The sequence below is a fragment of the Agromyces albus genome (genome assembly GCF_030815405.1).
Classification (GTDB): domain Bacteria; phylum Actinomycetota; class Actinomycetes; order Actinomycetales; family Microbacteriaceae; genus Agromyces; species Agromyces albus_A.
Genome location: NZ_JAUSWX010000001.1, coordinates 3386152 through 3408399, shown reverse-complemented (window position 1 = coordinate 3408399; position 22248 = coordinate 3386152). Strand labels below are relative to the sequence as shown.

General features: G+C 70.8%; 21 protein-coding genes. 14 read left to right on the top strand and 7 right to left on the bottom strand.

Annotation, left to right across the window (positions count from 1 at the left end):
• Nucleotides 1-3: 3 nt before the first annotated feature.
• The 7 genes from QFZ29_RS16155 to QFZ29_RS16125 all read left to right on the top strand — a co-directional run bounded on the left by QFZ29_RS16155 (nt 4) and on the right by QFZ29_RS16125 (nt 7828).
• Nucleotides 4-1020: a TIGR03842 family LLM class F420-dependent oxidoreductase gene (locus QFZ29_RS16155; RefSeq protein ID WP_306895056.1), complete on the top strand. Its 1017-nt coding sequence runs from the start codon at nt 4-6 to the stop codon at nt 1018-1020.
• Entirely contained in the window at nt 1017-2015 is a 999-nt protein-coding gene (locus tag QFZ29_RS16150) for an ABC transporter permease (RefSeq protein WP_306895055.1), read from the top strand. Before QFZ29_RS16155 ends, QFZ29_RS16150 begins: the two co-directional genes overlap by 4 nt.
• Nucleotides 2012-2830, top strand: a complete 819-nt coding sequence (locus QFZ29_RS16145) for an ABC transporter ATP-binding protein (protein ID WP_306895054.1) — start codon at nt 2012-2014, stop codon at nt 2828-2830. The genes QFZ29_RS16150 and QFZ29_RS16145 overlap by 4 nt, the downstream gene beginning before the upstream one ends.
• Nucleotides 2830-3636: an ABC transporter permease gene (locus QFZ29_RS16140; protein ID WP_306895053.1), complete on the top strand. Its 807-nt coding sequence runs from the start codon at nt 2830-2832 to the stop codon at nt 3634-3636. The genes QFZ29_RS16145 and QFZ29_RS16140 overlap by 1 nt, the downstream gene beginning before the upstream one ends.
• A 69-nt stretch (nt 3637-3705) precedes the next feature.
• Nucleotides 3706-4863, top strand: a complete 1158-nt coding sequence (locus QFZ29_RS16135) for an ABC transporter substrate-binding protein (RefSeq protein WP_306895052.1) — start codon at nt 3706-3708, stop codon at nt 4861-4863.
• 76 nt (nt 4864-4939) lie between these two features.
• Nucleotides 4940-6280 (top strand): aspartate aminotransferase family protein, encoded by a 1341-nt coding sequence (locus tag QFZ29_RS16130; RefSeq protein WP_306895051.1) that lies wholly within the window; start codon nt 4940-4942, stop codon nt 6278-6280.
• Between the two features lie 63 nt (nt 6281-6343).
• Entirely contained in the window at nt 6344-7828 is a 1485-nt protein-coding gene (locus tag QFZ29_RS16125) for a CoA-acylating methylmalonate-semialdehyde dehydrogenase (RefSeq protein WP_306896770.1), read from the top strand.
• Nucleotides 7829-7844: 16 nt separating this feature from the next.
• Here QFZ29_RS16125 and QFZ29_RS16120 read toward each other — a convergent pair whose 3' ends face one another.
• Entirely contained in the window at nt 7845-8471 is a 627-nt protein-coding gene (locus QFZ29_RS16120) for a TetR/AcrR family transcriptional regulator (RefSeq protein WP_306895050.1), read from the bottom strand.
• Between the two features lie 77 nt (nt 8472-8548).
• Here QFZ29_RS16120 and QFZ29_RS16115 point away from each other — a divergent pair, with 77 nt between their 5' ends.
• Nucleotides 8549-9292, top strand: a complete 744-nt coding sequence (locus QFZ29_RS16115) for a hypothetical protein (RefSeq protein ID WP_306895049.1) — start codon at nt 8549-8551, stop codon at nt 9290-9292.
• 38 nt (nt 9293-9330) lie between these two features.
• Here QFZ29_RS16115 and QFZ29_RS16110 read toward each other — a convergent pair whose 3' ends face one another.
• The 3 genes from QFZ29_RS16110 to QFZ29_RS16100 form a co-directional block, all read right to left on the bottom strand.
• Nucleotides 9331-9813 carry a CinA family protein gene (locus QFZ29_RS16110; protein ID WP_306895048.1) on the bottom strand — a complete coding sequence of 161 codons (483 nt, stop codon included), beginning with the start codon at nt 9811-9813 and terminating at the stop codon, nt 9331-9333.
• Nucleotides 9814-9906: 93 nt separating this feature from the next.
• Nucleotides 9907-10728, bottom strand: a complete 822-nt coding sequence (locus tag QFZ29_RS16105) for an enoyl-CoA hydratase/isomerase family protein (protein WP_306895047.1) — start codon at nt 10726-10728, stop codon at nt 9907-9909.
• Between the two features lie 90 nt (nt 10729-10818).
• Nucleotides 10819-11736 carry a LysR family transcriptional regulator gene (locus QFZ29_RS16100; RefSeq protein WP_306895046.1) on the bottom strand — a complete coding sequence of 306 codons (918 nt, stop codon included), beginning with the start codon at nt 11734-11736 and terminating at the stop codon, nt 10819-10821.
• A gap of 20 nt (nt 11737-11756) precedes the next feature.
• Here QFZ29_RS16100 and QFZ29_RS16095 point away from each other — a divergent pair, with 20 nt between their 5' ends.
• The 5 genes from QFZ29_RS16095 (at nt 11757) to QFZ29_RS16075 (ending at nt 17882) form a co-directional block, all read left to right on the top strand.
• Entirely contained in the window at nt 11757-11996 is a 240-nt protein-coding gene (locus tag QFZ29_RS16095) for a hypothetical protein (protein WP_306895045.1), read from the top strand.
• Between the two features lie 172 nt (nt 11997-12168).
• The gene (gene pyrE / locus QFZ29_RS16090) at nt 12169-12723 is read left to right on the top strand and encodes an orotate phosphoribosyltransferase (protein ID WP_306896767.1); all 555 of its coding nucleotides are present in this window, start codon (nt 12169-12171) and stop codon (nt 12721-12723) included.
• A complete protein-coding gene (locus tag QFZ29_RS16085; RefSeq protein WP_306895044.1) occupies nt 12723-15896 on the top strand; it encodes a hypothetical protein in 3174 nt (1057 codons plus the stop codon). The genes pyrE and QFZ29_RS16085 overlap by 1 nt, the downstream gene beginning before the upstream one ends.
• 118 nt (nt 15897-16014) lie before the next feature.
• Nucleotides 16015-16953, top strand: a complete 939-nt coding sequence (locus tag QFZ29_RS16080) for a ribokinase (protein ID WP_306895043.1) — start codon at nt 16015-16017, stop codon at nt 16951-16953.
• Nucleotides 16950-17882 (top strand): nucleoside hydrolase, encoded by a 933-nt coding sequence (locus QFZ29_RS16075; protein WP_306895042.1) that lies wholly within the window; start codon nt 16950-16952, stop codon nt 17880-17882. Before QFZ29_RS16080 ends, QFZ29_RS16075 begins: the two co-directional genes overlap by 4 nt.
• Before the next feature lie 16 nt (nt 17883-17898).
• Here the strand turns inward: QFZ29_RS16075 and pdxR are convergent, their stop codons facing one another.
• Nucleotides 17899-19329, bottom strand: coding sequence for a MocR-like pyridoxine biosynthesis transcription factor PdxR (gene pdxR / locus QFZ29_RS16070; protein ID WP_306895041.1), 1431 nt, complete (start codon nt 19327-19329; stop codon nt 17899-17901).
• 157 nt (nt 19330-19486) lie between these two features.
• On the opposite strand from pdxR, the gene QFZ29_RS16065 reads away from it, so the two are divergent.
• Nucleotides 19487-20491: an aldo/keto reductase gene (locus tag QFZ29_RS16065; protein ID WP_306895040.1), complete on the top strand. Its 1005-nt coding sequence runs from the start codon at nt 19487-19489 to the stop codon at nt 20489-20491.
• Between the two features lie 15 nt (nt 20492-20506).
• Here QFZ29_RS16065 and QFZ29_RS16060 read toward each other — a convergent pair whose 3' ends face one another.
• On the bottom strand, nt 20507-21307 hold the full coding sequence (locus QFZ29_RS16060) for an HAD-IIA family hydrolase (protein ID WP_306895039.1): 801 nt from the start codon (nt 21305-21307) through the stop codon (nt 20507-20509).
• A gap of 83 nt (nt 21308-21390) precedes the next feature.
• Complete coding sequence (locus tag QFZ29_RS16055; RefSeq protein ID WP_306895038.1) at nt 21391-22044, bottom strand: metal-dependent transcriptional regulator; 654 nt, start codon at nt 22042-22044, stop codon at nt 21391-21393.
• Nucleotides 22045-22248 lie beyond the last annotated feature (204 nt).

Here is a 22248-nt window from a genome sequence, read left to right as displayed (position 1 = left end):
CCCATGGAATTCGGAGCGGTACTGCAGACGAACCCGCCTGCCTCCCGAACGGTGCAGCTCGCGAAGCTCGCAGAGGTGCACGGGTTCACGCACGTCTGGACCTTCGACTCGCACATCCTCTGGCAGGAGCCATACGTCATCTACAGCCAGATCCTGGCGCAGACCCAGCGCATCAAGGTCGGCCCGTTCGTCACCAACCCGGCCACTCGCGACTGGACGGTCACGGCATCCGTGTTCGCGACACTCAACGAGATGTACGGCAACCGCACCGTGTGCGGAATCGGCCGCGGCGACTCGGCGGTGCGCGTCACGAACGGCAAGCCGGTGACCCTCAAAGAGCTGCGCGAGGCGATCCACGTCATCCGCGAGCTCGCCAACAGCCGGTCGGTCCAGTACCACGACTCGACGATCCAGTTCCCGTGGAGCCGCGGCTCCGAGCTCGAGATGTGGGTCGCCGCCTACGGACCGCTCGCGCTGAAGCTCGCGGGCGAGGTGGGCGACGGGTTCATCCTGCAGCTCGCCGACGTCGACATCGCGAAGTGGATGATCACGACCGTGCGGAACGCCGCCGAGGCCGCCGGGCGCGACCCGATGTCGGTGAAGTTCTGCGTCGCCGCGCCCATGTACATCGGCGACGACTGGGAGCACATGCGCGACCAGTGCCGCTGGTTCGGCGGCATGGTCGGCAACCACGTGGCCGACATCGTCGCGAAGTACGGCGAGCATGGCGACGTGCCCGAGGCGCTCACCGACTACATCAAGGGCCGTGAGGACTACGACTACAACGAGCACGGGCGCGCGGGCAACGTGCACACGCAGTTCGTGCCCGACGAGATCGTCGACCGCTTCTGCGTGCTCGGCACGGCACAGCAGCACATCGAGAAGCTCGAACAGCTGAAGGCCCTCGGCGTCGACCAGTTCGCGGGCTACGTGCAGCACGACAACAAGGAGGAGACGCTCCGGGTCTACGGCGAGACCGTGATCCCGGCGCTCTCCGAGCACATCACGGCGAAGGCATGACCGAGGTCGGGGCGCGAGAGACGAACGCGGTGACGGATGCCGCGGCCGTCGTCGCGCCCGGAGACGCGGGTGCTCGCGCGGCACCACCGCGCCGTGCTCGCGCCGGCGCCGGCCGCGGCGGCCGGGCCCGCGGATTCGCCACGTGGATCTGGGGGCTCGCGGGTATCCTCACGATCGCGCTCCTCTGGGAGGGCTACAAGCTCGTCGGTCCGGCCAACGGCGTCGAGGTCGGCGACCTGCGCATCATGCCGCGCACCACCGATCTCGCGATGCCGCACGTGTGGGACATGCTCGGCCGCCTCTTCGAGCCGGTCACGCGAGCGGATGACGCGCTGCCGCTCTGGGCGGCGGTCGCGCTCGCCGCGCTCACGACCCTCGGCATCGCCGCGGCGGGCTGGCTCGTCGGCGTCGTCGTGGGCATCGGCCTCGCCCTCGTCATGCAGCGCTGGCGCATCGCCGAGTGGGGCCTCCTTCCCTGGATCGTGCTCAGCCAGACGGTGCCGCTCATCGCGTTCGCGCCGATCGTGAAGAGCTGGGGCTCTCGCATCGAGATCGGCGCGTTCGAATGGCAGGACTGGATGTCGGTGGCGCTCATCGCGAGCTACCTCGCGTTCTTCCCGATCGCGATCGGCGCCCTCAAAGGGCTGCAGTCGCCCGATCGCATCCACACCGAGCTCATGGAGACCTACGCCGCCGGGTACTGGCAGACCCTCGTGAAGCTGCGCTTCCCGGCTGCTGTGCCCTACCTCCTGCCCGCCCTCCGGCTCGGCGCGGCGAACGCCGTCATCGGCGCCGTCGTGGCCGAGGTGTCGACGGGGCTGCAGGGCGGCATCGGGCGCATCCTCATCCAATTCGCCGGACAGGCCTCGGGCGACCCGGCGAAGGCATGGGGCCCGATCTTCGGCGCCATCGTGCTCGGACTCGTCGCCGCCGGCTCGGTGGCCCTGCTCGGGGTCATCCTCTCGAACTACCGACGAAACGAGGAACACGCATGAGCACCGCCGTCGAGATCATAGGGGTCGACAAGACCTTCGACACCCGCTCCGGCGCGGTCCAGGCCCTCACCGGGATCGACCTCACCGTCGAAGCCGGCGAATTCGTCTCGCTCATCGGCCCCTCGGGGTGCGGCAAGTCGACGCTCATGCGGCTCATCGCCGACCTCGACGAGCCCACGGCCGGCACCGTCGAGGTGTTCGGCAAGGGCGCACGCCAGGCGCGGCTCGACCAGGAGTACGGCATCGCATTCCAGTCGGCGGGGCTCCTGCCGTGGCGCACGGTCGCCGCGAACGTCGCGCTGCCCCTCGAATTGCACGGCGTGGCATCCGCCGTTCGCAGCACACGGGTCGCCGAGCTGCTCGACATGGTGGGGCTCGCCGACTTCGCTGATCGCTACCCCGACCAGCTCTCGGGCGGCATGCAGCAGCGCGTCGCGATCGCCCGCGCGCTCGCCGAGCAGCCGCGGCTGCTGCTCATGGACGAGCCCTTCGGCGCCCTCGACGAGATGACCCGCGAGAAGATGCAGTCCGACCTCGTGCGCATCTCGGCCGAGACGGGGGCCGCGGTCGTGTTCGTCACGCACTCGATTCCCGAGGCGGTGTTCCTCTCCGACCGTGTCGTCGTGATGTCGCCGCGGCCCGGGCGCATCCAGGAGATCGTGCCCATGCGGCTCGGCGCCGAGGCGGCGCGCGCAGCCCGCACTGAAGAGCTGCGCGAGGAGCGCGCCTTCTTCGACATGGTCACCGCCGTGCGCGAGGCCCTGCACCAGGGCGCGCCCGTCGGCACGGCCTCACGTGGACTGGAGAATCGCTGATGGCCACCGCGACCGCGACGCGCATGGGCCCGAAGACCGAGACGACGTTCCGCATCGTCGCCCCGGTCGCGGTGGGCGTCATCGTGCTCGGGGTCTGGCAGTTCCTCGTGACGGTCGTCGGGGTCTCCGACTACCTGCTGCCGAGCCCGGCTTCGATCATCGAGGAGTTCATCCAGTTCTGGGAGTCGATCCTCTCGGCCTCGATCCTCACCGGCGCGAACGCGCTCATCGGCCTCGTTGTGGGCTCGCTCGTCGGCATCGCGCTCGCCGCGATCGCCGCTCGCTGGCGCGCGGTCGACCAGATGAGCGCCCCCGTTGTCGCTTCGCTCGCCGTCATCCCGATCGTCGCGCTCGCGCCGGTGCTGAACTCGATGTACGGCGCTGACAGCCAGTTCGGCCGGCAGGCGATCGCTGCCCTCGCCTCGTTCGTGCCCGTCTTCATCAACACGCTCCGCGGATTCCGGCAGACCGCGCCCGTGCACCGCGACCTCATGAAGGCGTACGCCGCGAGCTCCGGCCAGGTGCTGCGCACCCTGACGCTGCCGACCGCGCGGCCGTTCATGCTCACCGGCATCCGCATCGCCTCCTCGCTCGCCGTGATCTCGGCACTCGTCGCCGAGTACTTCGGCGGCCCGCGCGGCGGCCTCGGCGGGCTCATCTCCACGTCGGCCGCGTCGAGCGCCTACGCCCGAGCGTGGGCGTACGTCGTGGCATCCATCGCCCTCGGCCTCCTCTTCTACCTCGTGACGCTCGGCCTCGAACGGATGCTGCAGCGCCACGCACCTCAGGCGCAACGACGCCCCTGACGCCAGACCACCACGGCCCCGGCCCTGGCGGACCGCACCAACACCGCACCGCAACACGAAAGGACCGACATGAACCACAGCAGACGTCGCTTCGCGACGATCGGCGCCCTCGCCCTGTCGGCGGCGCTCGCACTCACCGCATGCGCGGCACCCGGCGACGGGGGCGGCGACGGCGGCGACGGCAACGGCGGTGACGAGCTCACGCAAGTGAAGCTCCAGCTGCAGTGGCTGCCGCAGGGCCAGTTCGCCGGGTACTTCGCCGCCCAGGAGAACGGCTACTTCGAGGAGGAGGGCCTGGAGGTCGAGATCATCCCCTCGGGCGGTGACATCGTTCCGCAAGACGCGCTCGCCAACGGCGACGTGGACTACGCGATCGCGTGGGTTCCGAAGGTGCTCGGCTCGATCGAGCAGGGCGCGAACCTCACCAACATCGCGCAGATCTTCCAGCGTTCGGGCACCCTGCAGGTGTCGTGGGCCGACTCGGGCATCGACTCGGTGGCCGACTTCGAGGGCAAGAAGATCGGCTCATGGGGGTTCGGCAACGAGTGGGAGATCTTCGCGGCCATGGCCGCAGAAGGCCTCGACTCGTCGACCGTCGAGATCATCACGCAGGACTTCAACATGAACGCCTTCCTGCAGGGTGACATCGACGCGGCCCAGGCGATGACCTACAACGAGTACGCGCAGCTGCTCGAGACGGCCAACCCCGACACCGGTGAGCTCTACCAGCCCGACGACTTCAACGTCATCAGCTACGAGGACACCGAGGGCGCCATGCTCCAGGACGCGATCTGGGCCGACACCGAACGACTCGAGTCCGATGAGGAGTACCAGGAGACCACGGTCAAGTTCCTGAAGGCCGTCATCAAGGGCTGGGTCTACGCGGCCGAAAACCCCGAGGAGGCGTCGGAGATCACGATCGGCGAGGGCTCCGGATGGGGTCCGAGCCACGAGCTCTGGATGGTCAACGAGACGAACAAGCTCATCTGGCCGTCGCCGAACGGCATCGGCGTCATCGACGAGGCGGCCTGGCAGGCCACGGTCGACGGTGCGCTCAGCGCCGTGAACGAGTCGGGTGCGAGCCCGATCACCGAGGAGCCGCCGGCCACCGCGTGGTCGAACGAGTGGATCCAGCAGGCGCTCGACGAGCTCGAGGGCGAGGATCTCGACCTCACGGGCGAGGGCTTCGAGCCCATCGAGGTCGAGCTCACCGAGGGCGGCAACTAGCGAGCGGATGCCCCGTGGCCGGCGCATCCCGGCGGGCCACGGGGCATCCACCCCACACACGAAAGGCACCGACGCCATGACCGAGAACGTCACCGAAAGCCTCACCGAGAGCCTCGACGAGCTCGCCCGCGAGCTCGACCGTGCCCACGTCTTCCACTCCTGGTCGGCGCAGGCGCAGCCGTCGTCGCTCGTCGTCGCGAGCGGCCTCGGATGCCGCGTCTGGGACCACGCCGGCCGCGAGTACCTCGACTTCTCGAGCCAGCTCGTGAACGTCAACATCGGCCACCAGCATCCGGCGGTCGTGCAGGCGATCCGAGAGCAGGCCGAGCTGCTCACGACGATCGCGCCGGCGACGGTGAATCTCGCGCGCGGCGAAGCGGCCAAGCGCATCGTCTCGCACGCGCCATCCGGATTCCACAAGGTCTTCTTCACCAACGGCGGTGCGGATGCCAATGAGAACGCCATCCGCATGGCCCGCTTGCACACGGGCCGTGACAAGATCCTCTCGACCTACCGCTCGTACCACGGCAACACGGGCGCGGCCGTCGTCGCGACGGGCGACTGGCGGCGCATCCCGAACGAGTTCGCCCGAGGGCACGTGCACTTCTTCGGCCCCTACCTCTACCGCTCGGAGTTCTGGGCCGAATCCCCCGAACAGGAGTCGGAGCGCGCCCTTCGCCACCTCGAGCACGTGATCCTCGCCGAGGGGCCGTCGTCGATCGCCGCGATCCTGCTCGAGACGATCCCGGGCACCGCGGGCATCCTGATTCCGCCGCCCGGCTACCTCGCGGGCGTGCGCGAGCTCGCCGACCGGCACGGCATCCTGCTCATCCTCGACGAGGTCATGTGCGGCTTCGGCCGCACCGGACGCTGGTTCGCCTTCGACGGCTACGACGTGCGCCCCGACCTCATCTCCTTCGCGAAGGGCGTGAACTCGGGCTACGTGCCCGTGGGCGGGGTGCTCATCTCCGACCCGATCGCGGCGACGTTCGACGAGCGGGTGTTCCCCGGGGGGCTCACGTATTCGGGGCATCCGCTCGCCATGGCCTCGATCGTCGCGGCGCTCGACGCGATGGAGTCCGAGGGCATCGTGGCGAATGCGCGCGACGTCGGCGACACCGCGATCGCGCCGGCGCTCGACGACCTCGCCGAACGGCACGCGGTCATCGGCGAGGTGCGCGGCGAAGGCGTGTTCTGGGCGCTCGAGCTCGTCGCCGACCGCGAGACCCGCGAGCCGCTGGCGCCGCCGGCCGTGGGCCGCATCAAGTCCGCGCTCGTCGAGCGAGGACTCCTGCCGTTCGTACAGGACAACCGAATCCACGTCGTGCCTCCATGCATCGTCACCGCAGATGAGGTCGCCGAAGCCATGGCGATCTACGATGAAGTATTGAGCACTGCACTCGAAGGAGAGGGCTGACTCATGAGCCAGACCACATCAGCAGCACCGTCCGGAACCGAGCCGAAGGCCGCCGAGGCGACCATGGTCGAGCACTGGATCGACGGGGCATCCGTCGCCGGCGACTCCGAGCGCACCGGCCCCGTCTACAACCCCGCCCGGGGCGTCGAGCAGAAGCGCGTCCGCTTCGCGTCGACCGACGACGTCGACACCGCCGTGCAAGCGGCGGCTCGCGCGTTCCCCGGCTGGCGCGACACCTCGATCGCGAAGCGGCAGCAGATCATGTTCACGTTCCGCGAGCTCCTGAACTCGCGCAGCGACGAGCTCGCGGCGATCCTCACGAGCGAGCACGGCAAGGTGCTGTCGGATGCCGCGGGCGAGATCGCGCGCGGACTCGAGGTCGTCGAGCTCGCGTGCGCGATGCCGGGCTACACGAAGGGCGAGCACTCCGAGAACGTCTCGACGGGCATCGACGTGTACTCCACGAAGCAGCCGCTCGGCGTCGTGGGCATCATCAGCCCGTTCAACTTCCCGGCCATGGTGCCACTGTGGTTCTTCCCGCTCGCGATCGCGACGGGCAACACCGTGGTGCTGAAGCCGTCCGAGAAAGACCCCTCTGCGGCGATCTGGCTCGCACGGCTCATGCAGGAGGCCGGCCTGCCAGACGGCGTGCTGAACGTCGTGCACGGCGACAAGGTCGCCGTCGACGCCCTGCTCGAGCACCCCACCGTGCGTGCGATCTCGTTCGTCGGCTCGACGCCGATCGCGAAGTACATCTACGAGACGGCGGCACGCAACGGCAAGCGCGTGCAGGCGCTCGGCGGCGCGAAGAACCACATGCTCGTGCTCCCCGACGCCGATCTCGACCTCGCCGCCGACGCCGCCGTGAACGCCGGCTTCGGCTCGGCGGGCGAACGCTGCATGGCCGTCTCGGTCGTGCTCGCGGTCGACACGATCGCCGACGAGTTCGTCGAGAAGGTCGCCGAGCGGATGTCGCGGCTCACGATCGGCGACGGAACGCGCGGTTGCGACATGGGCCCGCTCATCACGCGCGAGCACCGCGACAAGGTGGCCGGCTACCTCGACGTCGCCGTCGACGACGGCGCCTCACTCGTGGTCGACGGACGGGGCGTCGAGATCGACGGCGAGCCCGACGGCTTCTGGCTCGGCCCGACGCTCGTCGACAAGGTGCCGACCTCGTCGAAGGTGTATCGCGACGAGATCTTCGGCCCCGTGCTCTCGGTCGTGCGGGTCGACGGCTACGAAGAGGGAGTCGGCGTCATCAACGAATCGCCCTACGGCAACGGCACGGCGATCTTCACGAACGACGGCGGCGCCGCCCGGCGTTTCCAGCGCGAGGTGACGGTCGGCATGATCGGCATCAACGTGCCGATCCCGGTTCCCGTGGCGTACCACTCGTTCGGCGGCTGGAAGGACTCGCTCTTCGGCGACGCCAAGGCGTACGGCCCGCGGGGCTTCGACTTCTACACCCAGGAGAAGGCGATCACCTCACGCTGGCTCGACCCGAGCCACGGCGGACTGAACCTCGGGTTCCCGCAGCACGACTGACGGCCATCACGGCGCTTCACACCGCAATGGCGGGTGTGGTGATCAGTTGCGCCACGAGCGTCGCGCCGAGCCATCGCTCGTAGCGGTCTGCCGACCAGCCGCGTTCCTCGACGAGTTCGCGGTAGATCTCCTCGTTGGAGAAGCACCACAGGATGTCGGTCGCGGCTGATTCGGTGACCCCGGGGGCAAGGTCGGAATGGAGATCGTGGATAAACGCTGCGAAGACGCCGGCGCGGTTGTCGAGCACGTTGCGGTAATCGGCGGCGACCTTCGGGTCGGATGCGGCGGCCTGGCGGTGGATGGAGATCACATCGAAACTCGTCTCCATCTGCTGGCGGATGAGCCGTGCCCATAACTCGAGGCGACGAGGGGCCTCTGGCTCAGCGGCGGCTTGGGCCATCAACTCGGGGATGTTGGAGTCCCGCAGCATGACACTGCGCATGCCCTCGAGCAGCGCCCGCTTGTTGCCGAACGCGGCGTAGATCGTCTGGTGTGCGACGCCGGCCTCCGTCGCGATCGCGTCAATGGTGGTGCCGGCCCAACCGTTGCGCGCCATGAGTACCCGAGCAGCGGCGATGATCCGGTCTTTCGTCTCTTGGGCCTGGCGCTGTCGATGGGTGAGCCGCGGGGAATCAGAGTTCACGGTTTGAGTATAGCCATAGCCCATTAAAGAGAGTATAACTATGTTCAATATAGTGAAGCTCTAACGAGGAGGAGACGATGTCGAACCCGACAGCGCGGAAGGCCGACGCGACAGATCCGGCGATCGACCAGCGACACTCCCTCGATGGCACTGCGCGGCGCCTGACCGGTTGGTGCGGAATCGGGATGGTGGCAGCCATCCTGGTGAACGGCCCACTGTCGCAAGTGCTGCAACGAGTGCCGAGCTACTGGAACGCGGGCGCGGGCGACGAGCTGGCCGCCTACCTGCAAGACGACGGGAACGTCGGCCAGATGGTGGTGTTCTTCACCCTGTCGAACCTCATCTTCGTCTTCGCGATCGGGTTCTTCGCAGGGCTGCGCCGCGTTGTCAGCCAGTCAGGCCTCTCGGACTGGGTAAGCGGCGTGGTGTCGATCGGCTCGGCGATCTTCCTGGCGGGCGGGCTGTTGTCCGAGACGCTGTCCACAGGGATCGCCGTGGTCTTGCGCACGAGCCCCGACTACCAGCTCGACGTCAACTCCGCTCTGCTCCTCCAGGGCTTGTGGTCGACCGCCATAGCCCAAGGGCAGGTGGCACTCGGCGTCGTCATCATCACCGTCAGCGCGGTCTCGCTTCGGGCCGGCGGGCTGCCCCGGTGGCTCGCGTGGTTCGGTGTCGTCGCCGGCATCGCGACCATTCTGCGTCCGGTCCTCATCGCCGACATCCCGCTGTTCATCGCGTCGTTCCAGCCGACGTTGCTGTGGATCGCGGCCGTCTCCGTCGTCCTCCTCGTCTGGAGAGCGCGCCGATCCGCTGCTCGCTGAACGAGTTCGAACGACGTCGCCGTCGCTTGGAACGAAGGTCAGGGCGCTGGCGGCAGCGCGTCGCGCAGCAGTTCGAGCGCGGCGCGCACTGTCTGGTGCACGACGTGCGACGGGTCGCCGTCGAACTTGAAACGCGCATCGTGCGTGGCACCCTGCACGGTAACGGCCGCGAACACAATGCCCGCCGGCTCCCCGTCGGCGGATTCGGGGCCGCCCACCCCGGTCACGGCGACCGCGGCGTCGGCACCCAGCACGCGAGCGACGCCAGCGGCGAGCTCGCGCGCGCACTGCGCCGAGGTGACGGACTCCGCGGTCACCCCGAGCAGCTCACGCTTCACGGCTTCGGCATAGGCGACGACGCCACCGCGGAACCAGTCGGATGCATCATGCCCCGCACCGAGCGCGTTCGAGAGCGCGCCGCTCGTGAGCGACTCGGCCACCGCGACCGTCAGGTCCGCGGCCTTCACGCGCCGCGCGATCTCCGCGGCGATGCCATTGAACTGCTCTGCCGGATCCTGCATCCGCCCTCCTCGTCTCGATCTGTCCTGCTTACCGCACTGGAGTGAGGATGTTCGCGTGGAGGCATCCGCTCCACGCACTCCGGTCGAACAACGTCACTCCTGCGCGGTCGGGGGCCCGCTCTGGGCGGATGCGCGTACGGATGAGGCCCTCGCGAAGGCAGCGACCGCGGCTCGCGCATGCGGCGACTCGAACGCGGCCCCGATCGTGCGGGCCTCGTCGTCGAGCGCCTCGCGGAAGGAGCGAGCGAGTCCGGCCCGCATGAGTCGCTTTGTCTGCCCGAACGCGGCGGTCGCCCCGTGGAGCCACGACGCGGCGATCTCGCGGGCGCGAGCGTCGAGCGCCTCGGGGGCCACGACCTCGGTCACGAGTCCCCACTCGAGTGCCTCCGTCGCCGAGAGGGTGCGCGAGGTGAGGGTGAGCTCGAGCGCGCGGAGGGCGCCGATCGCCTCGGGCAGCAGGGTGCTGACGCCGCAATCGGGGGTGAGTCCGACATCCGCATACCTGCTCGCGAACGTGGCGCGCTCGGAGGCGACGATGACGTCGGCGACGAGCATGAAGCCGAGTCCACCCCCGGCGACGGGGCCCTGCACTGCCGCGACGATGGGCTTCGCGCTCTCGCGCAGCACCCGATGGCCCTCGTGGATCACGTCGGCGAGGCCGGTGATCACGGCGCCCGCGTCGGGTTGCCCCGCCGCGAGTTGCGACATCGCGAGCACGTCGCCGCCCGCGCAGAACGCGCGGCCGTTCGCGTCGAAGAGCACGGCGCCGATGTCGTCGCGCTCGGCGACCTCATGCGCGATGGTTCGCCACAGGCGGATCGCGTCGGGGTCGACGGCGTTCAGTCGCGAGGTGCGGTTGAGCGTGACGTGCGCCAGCCCGTCGGACACTTCGAACAGGATCGCGTCATCGCCCATGCTGCCGAAGTGTACCCGGCACGACCGTGACGCCGAGGTTCCGGTCGCCGGGAGCGTCCGAGCCGGTTTGCAGGGCGATGATGCCGATCGTCATGCGGCCGCGCGCGCGGACTCGAGCCGCGCGGCACGATCGACGAGCACGTCGAGCACGGTGCGCACGGCGAGTCGCTCCGCGACATCCGGTCGCACAAGCGCAACGATCTGGCGAGCGGATGCCACGCCGCGGAGCGGCTTCAGCACGATGCCGGATGACACGGGGCCCGACGTGTAGCGCGGCACGAAGGCGATGCCGAGCCCTGCCTCGATGAAGGCCTCCATGATGCGCATGTCGCTGAACCGCTGGCTCACCTGCACTCGCGACCCGGCCTGCTGCTCCACCTCGTGCAGGATGCGCTCGAAGGGATAGCCCATGGGGACCCCGAGCCAAGTCTCGTCGACGAGGTCGGCCGCCGTGACGTGCGCGCGGCCCGCGAGGCGGTGGTCTGCGGGCAGGCCGATGTCGAGCGGCTCGGTGAGGAGCGGGACGGCACGCAGGCCCCGGCCGCCCCATGGGAGCAGGCCCGGCATCGTGTGGGCGAGCACGATGTCGAAGTCGCCGGTGTGATCGGCGAACTCCTCGAGCTCGGGGTCGAGGTCGGTGCAGCGCACGGTGAGCCCGGCGACCTGGGCCAGGTCGATGAGCACGCTCGGCAACAGGGTTGCACCGATCGTGGGGAAGGTGAGCAGCGTGACCTCGCCGCTCGGATGGTTGCGGAATTCGTCCCACAGCGCTGCGGCGCGCTCCAAGGCGATCGCGATGTCAGTGGCGCTTCGAGCGAGCGCCTGGCCTGCGCTCGTCAGCACGATGCCTCGTCCGCTGCGTGCGGTCAGGGGCATCCCGGCCTCGCGCTCGAGCACCTTGAGCTGCTGCGAGACGGCGGATGGGGTGCGACCGGTCGCTTCGGCCACGGCCGTGACGCTGCCGCGCTCGGAGAGCTCGCGCAAGAGATCGAGTCGATGTACGTCCATGTAGCCAGCCTAAACTATTCGTGAAGCACTATGCGATTGTGCTGAAAGGTTTTTCGCGGTTCAATGGAGAAGTCGAACACGTGCAACGGCGCAACGGTCGCTCGACCAGCCATTTCATCTTCGAAAGGAAAATCATCGTGTTCACCGCCATCCTGCTCCTCGGCGGCGTCTCCGCCGCCGCCATCTCCGCCTCGATCTTCAACACGGTTCGCGATGGTTACCGTCGCCTGCCGAAGGAGACGTTCGCCCGCACCGTCTAGGCGCCGCGAGCATGGGGTCGCAATCCCCGAGCGCAGGGCCGCCGCGCGGGGGAGGGACACCCCGCGGGGCGGCCCTTCGTCGTCGACGTGAGCTTTCGTCACACCCGAGACATCCGATCCTGCTCTCACAGCGCGCGGGCCGTAGAGTATTCGGGTGACCATTCGAGAGCCTCTGGACATCACCGACGCACGTCGGCAGCTCATCGACCACATCTCGGCCGATGCCGTGTTCCATGGTGACTTCACCCTGACGAGCGGCAAGAAGGCCTCGTACTACGTCGATCTACGCAAGGTGAGCCTCGATCACCGGGTCGCTCCGCTCATCGGACAGGTCATGCTCGACCTCATCCACGACGTGCCCGGCGTCTCCGCCGTCGGCGGCATGACCATGGGCGCCGACCCGGTCGCCGCGGCGATCCTGCACCAAGGCGCGGCCCGCGGACTCGCCTACGATGCGTTTGTCGTGCGCAAGGAGCCGAAAGACCACGGCCGCGGCAAGCAGGTCGAGGGCCCCGACCTCGAGGGCAAGCGAGTGATCGTGCTCGAAGACACGTCGACCACCGGCGGCTCGCCGCTCAAGGCGATCGAGGCCCTGCGGAGGGTCGGGGCAGAGGTCGCGGCCGTCGCCGTCGTCGTCGACCGCGCCACCGGCGCGCGCGAAGTCATCGAGGCCGCCGGCGTGCCTTACCTCTACGCGATCGGCTTGGAAGACCTGGGCTTGGCCTGATGAACGCTGACGGGCGCGACGAGAGCGGCACGGAAGGGGGAGCAGACTGGCTGCTCGCCCAACTCGCCGCCGGGCGCCCGCCAGCCCGCAGCGAGCCGCCCGTCGTGCCGCCTCCCTCGACGCGCCCCGAGAAGCCCGCGGCGGCTACACCACCGGTGGTGCCGCCCCCGCCGCCGACGCCCGAGCGCACTCCCGCCCCGCGCCGCGAAGAGGTACTCGACTGGTTCTCGCTCGCCGACTCCGCTCCATCGGCGACGGATGCCGCGACGCGGGCACTCCCGATCGTCGGCGCGCCGCTCGACCGCGGCTCCGCAGCCGAACCGCCTGCGCCCGAGGAACCGCCCGCGCCGTACGCTCCCGCCGCCCTGCCGTCGTGGACTCCGCCGTTCGCGGTCGGGCGTCCCGCTGCCCCGGCCGTGCCGCCGCCCGCGACGCCGCCGACGCCGATCCCGCCCGTGCCACCGGTCGCGCCGCCTACCACTCCCGTCTACTTGACCGAGGTCGAGCCTCCGGTGGGCCAAACGGCGGCTCCGCAGATGCCGACGGTCGCGCCGACGGCAGCGCCGACTCCGACTCCGGCTCCGACTCCGACGCCGACGCCGGCTCCGACCACCCCGCAGGCTCCGCCCGTCGCCCCGACCCCAGTGCCGCCTGCCCAGCAGATGCCGCCCGTCGCTCCGCCTCAGGACGCGGCGCCTCCCGCGGCGCCGATTCCGCCGGCATCCCACGTATCCGACACACCGCCCGGACCGGTCACGCCGACGGCGCCGTTCGCCCTCACTTGGGGCTCGAACGAACTGGACTCGGAAGACGCCCTCCGGTCTGCATTCCGCAACCTGTCGCAGCCGTTGACCCCGTCTGATCCCTCGACGCCGGCCGCCTCCACCTCTTCGGCTCCCCCGGCGGCTGATCCGCCCGCGGTGCCGCCCGCCGCGCCCGCCGATCGCGTGCCTCCGCCCGAGTCGCCGTTCGCCGACTACACCCCGCCGCCGGTCGCCCGGCAGTCGTTCACGCCGGTGCAGCATCCGATCGCGCCCGACACCGCGCCTCCGACTTGGGAGGAGCGAGCAGCCCGACGGTCGCAACTGCCGAACTACGATGCCGAGCTCTGGTCGGCCCTCAACGAGCCCGATCCGGCTGGGCCGACGCCGCCACCCGTGCCGCCCGCTGCGCCGCCTGCTGCGTCTCCCGTGTCGCCGGAGCCTGCTGCGCCGGCGTCGCCTCCTCCGCCTTCGCCTGCGCCGCCTGCTGCGCACGCGTGGCCCGAGCCCGCTGCGCCGACGTCGCCTCCACCGTCACCTGCGCCCCCCGCGTCATCCGTGTGGCCCGAGGCCGCCGCGTCGCCAGCACCGACCGCGTCAACTCCGCCGCCAGCGTCACCTGAGCCACCGGCGTGGCCTTCCGCGTCACCGACGCCGCCCGAGGCCGCATCGCCTCCGTCGCCGGCGTCTCGTGCTGCAGACGCACCGCAGGCATCCCAGCAGCCCGTTCCGACCAAGTCGGAACCCACGACGGCAGGGTTCCCGTATCTCGAGGTTCGAGGTTCGGCTGAGGCCGATCCCCGAATCTCCGAGTCCGTCGGGGCGCCGTTCCGCGAGGCGAGCGTCGATCGCCGCCCGCCGTTCCCGGCATTCGCGTCGGCCACCGGCGATGACGACTCCGGCCGCGAGCCGGCTGAGCCCGTCGACGACCTGCTCGCGCAGCTCGGCGGCGCACCCCGCAACCGCGACCGCGACGCCGATCACGCACCGCGCGTGAGCACTCCCGGTCCGACTTCACTGGGCGGCCCGCCCGCCGGCGACCCGCCGACCGGTCCTCTCTCCGGCCTGGGAGCGCTCGGCCTCGACTTCGACGACGAGCACGACGAGCACGACGATGACGTCGACGAATACGAACCGTCGGGCCGTGGCCGCGGGGGAGTCGGCCGCTTGTTCGGCCGCGGTCGCCAGACCGATCAAGACGAATTCGAGGACGCCGAGGACGCCGAGGAGTCGGCGATCGCACGCGAGGTCGCCGAGACCGGCTACTTCTGGAACCTCACTCCCGACCCCAACGCCGAGGATCCCAAGGCGAATCTCGAGTCGGCGGGTGTCACGCCCGCAGCGTTCATCGGCCCGCAAGTGTTCGCTCAGCCGCAGCCCGAACCGCAGCCCGAACCGCAGCCCGGGCCCGAGCTGACGCCCGAGCCGGTGCTCGACGATGAGCCGGAGTGGGCGTTCGGGGCGCTTCCGGCCGATACCTCGACGGATTGGCCACCGGATGCCCCGACGACGGCCTTCCCCATCGGTGACGCAGACGACTCGGCAACCACGGGGTTCCCGACCCCCGCGTTCCCGGCCGCACGGCGCGACGCCGCCGCCAACGACGGCCCGCTCGCTGCGCTCTTCGGCGGCACCGGCCCGGCGACCGACGGCGCCCCCGGCGCGTTCCCTGCCACGGCGGGCGCGTTCCCAGGCACGGCTGAATCGCGCCCCGCAGCATCCGTTCCCACCGCCGCCCGTGGCACGGGCGTCGCTCGAGCCTCGAGCTCGCCGATCGGCTCGGCTTCACCGGCCGGCGGCGGCGCGGGCAGCGGCTCCGGCCGACCGCCGACCGGATCCGGCGACGCTCCCGGCAGCCAGCGCACACTCCGCACGCTGCTCTGGATCGCGGGCGGCCTCGGCGTGCTCGTCATCCTCGCCGGACTGTACTTCCTCGGAACCCAGCTCATCGGCGGGTCGACACCCGCGGCATCGCCCGCGCCGAGCGCCACCGAGGCGCCGGTACCTGAGCCCACGGCAGCGCAGCCCCCAGGCCTGCACGCGTGGGACACGCTCTTCGGCGGCGAATGCATCGACCCGTACGTGGGTCCGTGGGCCGAGGAGTTCACGGTCGTCGACTGCGCGGCCCCGCACGCGGCCCAGCTCGTCTACCGCGGCGAACTGCCCGGCGACGCGGCTGCCCCGTTCCCGGGCGAGGCCGCGCTCGGCGAGCAGATGGGCCCGCTCTGCCGGGTCGATGGCGTGATCGACGTGGCCGCGGCATCCGGCGCTCCCGACCTGCAGGTGCAGGGCAGCTACCCGGTGACCGAGGAGCAGTGGGCGAGCGGCGAGCGCACCTACTACTGCTTCGCGAGCCGCGCCGGCGGCGAACCGCTCACCGGCAGCGTCGCAGGCCCGGGCCCCGCGGCTTAGCGGCACTCGACGCGCAACTTCTGCCGAGGGTGGTGGTTGTCGGCGGATCGAACGGCGAGGAGAGGCGACAGATGCCAGCGGAGAACGGCGTGACGATGCACATCGACCGGGGTGAGCTGTGAGCGGCCCCGTCGTGGTGTTCGGTTCGCTCAATGTCGACTCGACAAGTTATGTCGAGGCGTTCCCCGCTCCAGGCGAGACGATCCTCGCGCACGGCTTCCAGGTGGCGCTCGGCGGCAAGGGCTCGAACCAGGCTGTCGCCGCCCACGTGGCCGGCGCCGAGGTCGAGCTCGTGGCGCGCATCGGCGATGACGCGAGCGGCGAGTTCGCACTCGCGACGCTCGAACGCTTCGGGCTGCCGACCGGAGCAGTCGGCCGGGTCGCGGATGCCCCGACGGGCGTCGCCCAGATCACGGTCGCTGATTCCGGCGAGAACACCGTCATCGTCACCGGCGGCTCGAACCTCGCCCTCACCCCCGACGTCGTCGACGCCGAGCGATCGCGCATCGCCGCGGCGGGGCTCGTGCTGACGCAAGGCGAGCTGCTCGTCGACACGATCGAGCGCATCGCCGAGGTCACGGCCGAGCTCGGCGTGCGCTTCGTGCTCAATCTCGCCCCGCCCGCGCCGGTCGCCGCCGCGGCACTCGTCGCGTGCGATCCGCTCGTGCTCAACGAGCACGAGGCGCGGGCGGTCGGCATCGGCACGGATGCCGCGGCCGGCACCTCGCTCGACGAATGGCGCGAGCTCGCGGCATCCGCCGCCGGCACCGTGGCCCGCTCGATCGTCGTGACCCTCGGTGCCGCGGGCGCTGTGGCGGCCGACGCCGAGGGTTCGTGGACGGCGCCGGCGCCGCGCGTCACAGCCGTCGACACGACGGGCGCGGGCGACGGCTTCACCGGCACGCTCGCGGCGTTCCTCGCCGAGGGCCGCCCGCTCGCCGAGGCGGTGCGCATCGCGGTCGCGGCGGGCGCGCTCGCCGTGCAGGCGCGCGGCACCGTCGACTCCTATGCGCCGCGCGAGGCCGTGCTGCGGGCGGCGGCCGAGCTCGCGGCATGACGATCCCCGTCATCATCGACTGCGACCCCGGACACGACGACGTCTTCGCGCTGTGGCTCGCGGCGGGGCATCCGTCGCTCGAACTGCTCGCGGTGACCACGGTCGGTGGCAACGTGTCGATCGAGCACACGAGCCGGAACGCCCGCATCGCACTCACCGTTGCAGGCGTCGCGAACGTACCCGTCGCGGCCGGCGCCGCTGGACCGCTCGTGCGCGAGCTCGAGACGGCGGAGTGGATCCACGGTGAGAACGGCCTCGGCGGCCCGGCGCTGCCCGAGCCGACCGTGCCGCTCGACCCCCGCGACGCGACGACGCTCATCGCCGACACCCTGCTCGCGGCATCCGAGCCCGTGGCGATCATCGCGACCGGACCCATCACGAACGTCGCCGTGCTGCTGCGCGACCGGCCGGAGCTCGCGGGTCGCATCCGCGAGATCGTCTGGATGGGCGGATCGACCGAGCGCGGCAACGTGACGCCCTACGCCGAGTTCAACGCGTGGGTCGACCCCGAGGCGCTCGACCTCGTGGTGGGCAGCGGTGTGCGGTTCACGATGGTGGGGCTCAACGTGACGCATCGTGCGCTCGTGACCGAGGCCGTGCGCGAGCGGCTCGCCGCCGTCGGCACCCACACCGCCGCGTTCGGCGACGAGCTGCTCGACTTCTTCTGCCGCACCAACGACGAGGTCTTCGGCATGCCCGACGGCCCCCTGCATGATCCCGTCGCGGTCGCCGTGCTCGCCGACCCGGGGTGCGTCGAGCTCGTGCACACGCGGCTCGACGTCGAGCTCGCCGGCACCGAGACGGCGGGCGCGACGAGCGTCGACTTCGACGGGATGCTGCGGCGCGAGCCGAACGCGTGGGTCGCGACCGGCCTCGATGTCGACTGGTTCTGGGGCCTCGTCGAGACGGCGGTGGAGCGCCTCGCCTGATGTGAGGATTGCGGCGTCAGGCGAGCGAGCGGATGCCGGCGGCGAGCCGGGCGACCGACTCGTCGACGAGCGCGTCCGAGAGGTTGCCGTAGCCGAGCACGAGTGACTCGGTCGTGTCGGCCGAGGCCGAGACGCGATAGCGCGTGAGGTCGGACACCGCGACGTCGTGCCGGGCGGCGGCCGCCGCGGCATCCGTGGCCTTGATGTCCGGCGGCAGCGCGAGCACGGCGTGCATGCCCGCGGCGATGCCGGTGACGGGCAGGCCCGGCAGCTCGCGCGCGATCGCCTCGAGGAGCACGGTGCGGCGGCGACGGAAGCGGCCGCGGGCGGCGCGCAAGTGGCGCTCGAGGTCGCCCGACTCGATGAACGCGGCGAGGGCGGCCTGCTCGATCGTCGACGGCCGTGCCGTGTCGGGGAGGCGCACGCGCTCGCGCAGCGACGCGGGCATCACGGCCCAGCCGAGGCCGAAGCCCGGCGCCATCGACTTCGACAGCGAGCCGATGAGCACGATGCGCTCGGGCGCGAGGCCCTGCAGCGCCGCGACCGGTCGGCGGTCGTAGCGGAACTCGGCGTCGTAATCGTCTTCGATGAGCACTGCATCGTGCGCTCGCGCCCACCGCACGATGGCGTCGCGGTGGCCGGGGGCGAGCGCGGCGCCGAGCGGGAACTGGTGCGCCGGCGTGATGAGCGCGGCGCGGGCGCCCGTTCGCACGGCGGCCGACGCGAGGCGCGCGACGTCGATGCCGCCGGCGTCGACCGGCACCGGCACGGGCGTGAGGCCCGCCGCTGCGGCGACCTCGCGGAGTCGCGGCCAGCTCGGGTCCTCGACGAGCACGCTCCGATGGCCCGCCGCGCGCAGGCCTGCGGCGATCGCGGTCATCGCGTCGGTCGCGCCGTGCGTGATGACGACATCGGCGGGCGCGACGACGGCGCGGCGCGAGCGGGCGAGGTACGCGGCGACGGCCGTGCGGGCGAGCGGATGCCCCAGCCGGTCGGCGACGGCGAACTCGGCGTCGGGCAGCGATTGCAGCGCGTGCCGCACCGCGGCCGCCCAGCGCGCCCGCGGCACGTGCCGCACGTCGGGCATGCCCGGGCCGAGGTCGAAGGTCGGGCGGCGGAACTCGGCGCGGAGCGGCCGGGACGCCTCGGGGGTTCGCGGCGCGGCGCTCGGTGCGGTGGGCACTCGCGTCGCCGAGCCCACCCGCGACTCGAGGAACCCCTCGGCGACGAGCTGGCCGTACGCCTCGGTGACCACCCAGCGCGAGACGCCGAGCGTCTCGGCGATGGCGCGGCTCGGGGGGAGCGCGGCGCCCGCGGGGATCCGGCCGTCCGACACGGCGTCGCGGATCGCCGCCTCGAGGCGGTCGCGCAAGGGGAGCGGCGAGTCGCCGAGGTCGAGGAGGGTCTCCCAGGCGAGGGCGGAGGCCGGGTGGTCGGCTCGCGGCATCCGTCGCTCCTTCGGTCTGGGTGGTCTGGCTGATCGGTCGGTCTGGCTGATCGGTCGGTCTTGGCCGATTGGTCTGGTCTCACGCCTGCTGATTGGAGTGTATGCCCGAGCCGATCCGTTCCTACGCTCGAATCACACGATCCGGAAAGGACACACCATGCGCTACCGCACCATCGGCGACGGACGCTCCTCGTTCGACGTCTCCACCCTCTGCCTCGGCACGATGTTCATGGGCACCCGCACCGACGAGGCGACCTCGTTCGCCATCCTCGACCGCTTCGTCGAGGCGGGCGGCACCTTCATCGACACCGCCAACAACTACAACGCGTGGATCGGCGGGTACGGCCGCGACAGCGAAGACGTCATCGGGCGCTGGCTCGCGAGCCGCGGCATCCGCGACGAGCTCAAGCTCGCGACGAAGCTCGGCGCCGCGAAGAAGGACCCGGCGCTGCCGCTCTCGAACACGCCGCCCACGAACTACCAGGGTCTCTCCGCCGAGGTCATCGACCGTGAGGCACACGAGAGCCTCCGCCACCTCGGCGTCGACCACATCGATGTGCTCTACGGCCACGTCGACGACCGCGACACTGCGCTCGCCGAGACCGTCGGCGCTTTCGGGGCGCTGCAGGCCGAGGGCGTCGTCGGCATCACGGGCATCTCGAACGTCGCCGTGTGGCGCGTCGTGGAAGCGCGTGAGGAGGCGATTCGGCAGGGCATCGCGCCCTACGGGCTCGTGCAGCAGCAGTACAGCTTCGTGCACCCGGCGCCGAAGATCGGGCGCTTGAACTACGTCACCCCCGAGCTGCTCGACTACGCCGACTCGACGGGTGTCGACGGCCGCCCGCCGCTCGCCGTTGCGGCGTACTCGCCGCTGCACCAGGGCGCGCTCACCCGCACCGACAAGCCGCTGTTCGGCGGCATCGACCACCCCACGACGCATGCCCGGATCCGATTGCTGCACGAGGTCGCCCGCGACGTCGGCGCGACGCCCAACCAGGTCGCGCTCGCGTGGCTGCTCGGCGCCGAGGTGCCCGTCATCCCCGTCGTTGGCGCTTCGTCGATGGCGCAGCTCGAGGAGATCCTCGGTGCGGCCGAGCTCGACCTCGGCGCCGACGTGCGCGAGCGGCTCGACGCCGAGGGCGTGGAGCAGCTCGTCGCGTAGTCGCGGCCGCTCCCGCTAGAGCTCGACCTCGATCGGGTCGGCTCGCACGAGCTCGTGCACGCCCGTGAGGATCTCCTCGGGCCGGAACGGGTACTTCTCGATCTCGGCCTGGTCGCTGATGCCCGTCATGACGAGGATCGTGTGCAGGCCGGCCTCGATGCCCGCGACGATGTCGGTGTCCATGCGGTCGCCGATCATGGCGGTGTTCTCGGAGTGCGCGCCGATCTTGTTGAGCGCCGAGCGGAACATCATCGGGTTCGGCTTGCCCACGACGTAGGGATCCTTGCCCGTTGCCTTCGTGATGAGCGCGGCGATCGCGCCGGTCGCGGGCAGCGGCCCGTCGGCGCTCGGCCCGGTGGCGTCTGGATTCGTGACGATGAACCTCGAGCCGCGGCCGATGAGCCGGATCGCCTTCGTGATCGCGTCGAACGAGTAGTTGCGGGTCTCGCCGACCACGACGAAGTCGGGCTCGGTCTCGGTCATGATGAAGCCCGCATCGTGCAGGGCGGTGAGCAGGCCCGCTTCGCCGATCACGAAGGCCGACCCGCCGGGCAGCTGCTGCTTCAGGAAGTCGGCGGTCGCGAGCGCCGAGGTCCAGATGCGGTCTTCGGGTACGCGCAGGCCGCTCGCGCGAAGCCGGGCCGAGAGGTCGCGCGCCGTGAAGATCGAGTTGTTCGTGAGCACGAGGTAGGGCGTGCCGGCATCCTCCCACTGCTGCAGCAGCTCCGCGGCGCCGGGCAGGGCGTGGTTCTCGTGCACGAGCACACCGTCCATGTCGGTGAGCCAGCACTCGACTTCTTCTCGTCGTCGTCCCATGGGCCCAGCTTAAGGTGCGGATGTCACGAGCCGATGAACAGCGGATGCCGCCGCCGCACCGTTCCCGGGCCCACGCACGAGCGTCACTCGGTGATCCAGATCGCCGCCGCCGTCGCGAGCGGCAGCACGTGCGTGCGCTCGCCGGCGCGGAGCGAGACGGCGTCGGCCGCGGCATCCGTCACCATGACGACCGTGTCGAGCCCGAGTCCCGCATCGTCGAGCGATCGCAGCACCTCGGGGTCGCGGTCGCTGATGCGCACGATCGCGCCGGAGTGGCCGACCGGCGCTTCGGCGAGCAGCACGGTCGGGCGTCGCTGCAGGGTGCCGTCGGCCGTCGGGATCGGATCGCCGTGCGGGTCACGTGCAGGGCGTTCGAGGCGCACGTCGATCGCCTCGAGCAACCGGTCGGAGAGGGCGTGCTCGAGCACCTCGGCCTCGTCGTGCACCTCGTCCCACGTGTAGCCCATCTCCTGCACGAGCCAGGTCTCGATGAGCCGGTGCCGGCGCACGACTGCGAGCGCGCGGGCGAGGCCGGTATCGGTGAGCCGCACGGCGCCGTACGGCACGTGCGCGACGAGTCCGGCCGCCGCCATCTTCTTCACCATCTCGGTGACCGACGAGGGCGCGACGCCGAGGCGGCCGGCGAGCACCGACGGCGTGATGGGCTCGGGCTGCCACTCGGTGTGCGCGTACACCGTCTTCAGGTAATCCTCGATCGCGGGGCTCGTGGCAGGCACCGCCTCAGGATATCGGGCGGCGGTCGGCGGCAGCCGCCCGGGGCAAGGCTGACGTGGGCCGATGCACCGGCATCAGACCGGGAAGGACATGGCCAGCGGATGTCGCGACACGGCGTCTGCCGGCCGTGCGCAGCGCCACTGAATCGTGTCAATCTGACGTTTTCTCTTGACCCCTGCGGACTGCGGAGGATACGTTCGACCTTG

Coding starts and splice junctions, on each gene's coding strand:
- QFZ29_RS16155 (WP_306895056.1), top strand. CDS start 4: ATGGAATTCGGAGCGGTACTGCAGACGAACCCGCCTGCCTCCCGAACG.
- QFZ29_RS16150 (WP_306895055.1), top strand. CDS start 1,017: ATGACCGAGGTCGGGGCGCGAGAGACGAACGCGGTGACGGATGCCGCG.
- QFZ29_RS16145 (WP_306895054.1), top strand. CDS start 2,012: ATGAGCACCGCCGTCGAGATCATAGGGGTCGACAAGACCTTCGACACC.
- QFZ29_RS16140 (WP_306895053.1), top strand. CDS start 2,830: ATGGCCACCGCGACCGCGACGCGCATGGGCCCGAAGACCGAGACGACG.
- QFZ29_RS16135 (WP_306895052.1), top strand. CDS start 3,706: ATGAACCACAGCAGACGTCGCTTCGCGACGATCGGCGCCCTCGCCCTG.
- QFZ29_RS16130 (WP_306895051.1), top strand. CDS start 4,940: ATGACCGAGAACGTCACCGAAAGCCTCACCGAGAGCCTCGACGAGCTC.
- QFZ29_RS16125 (WP_306896770.1), top strand. CDS start 6,344: ATGGTCGAGCACTGGATCGACGGGGCATCCGTCGCCGGCGACTCCGAG.
- QFZ29_RS16115 (WP_306895049.1), top strand. CDS start 8,549: ATGTCGAACCCGACAGCGCGGAAGGCCGACGCGACAGATCCGGCGATC.
- QFZ29_RS16110 (WP_306895048.1), bottom strand. CDS start 9,813: ATGCAGGATCCGGCAGAGCAGTTCAATGGCATCGCCGCGGAGATCGCG.
- QFZ29_RS16105 (WP_306895047.1), bottom strand. CDS start 10,728: ATGGGCGATGACGCGATCCTGTTCGAAGTGTCCGACGGGCTGGCGCAC.
- QFZ29_RS16100 (WP_306895046.1), bottom strand. CDS start 11,736: ATGGACGTACATCGACTCGATCTCTTGCGCGAGCTCTCCGAGCGCGGC.
- QFZ29_RS16085 (WP_306895044.1), top strand. CDS start 12,723: ATGAACGCTGACGGGCGCGACGAGAGCGGCACGGAAGGGGGAGCAGAC.
- QFZ29_RS16075 (WP_306895042.1), top strand. CDS start 16,950: ATGACGATCCCCGTCATCATCGACTGCGACCCCGGACACGACGACGTC.
- pdxR (WP_306895041.1), bottom strand. CDS start 19,329: ATGCCGCGAGCCGACCACCCGGCCTCCGCCCTCGCCTGGGAGACCCTC.
- QFZ29_RS16065 (WP_306895040.1), top strand. CDS start 19,487: ATGCGCTACCGCACCATCGGCGACGGACGCTCCTCGTTCGACGTCTCC.
- QFZ29_RS16060 (WP_306895039.1), bottom strand. CDS start 21,307: ATGGGACGACGACGAGAAGAAGTCGAGTGCTGGCTCACCGACATGGAC.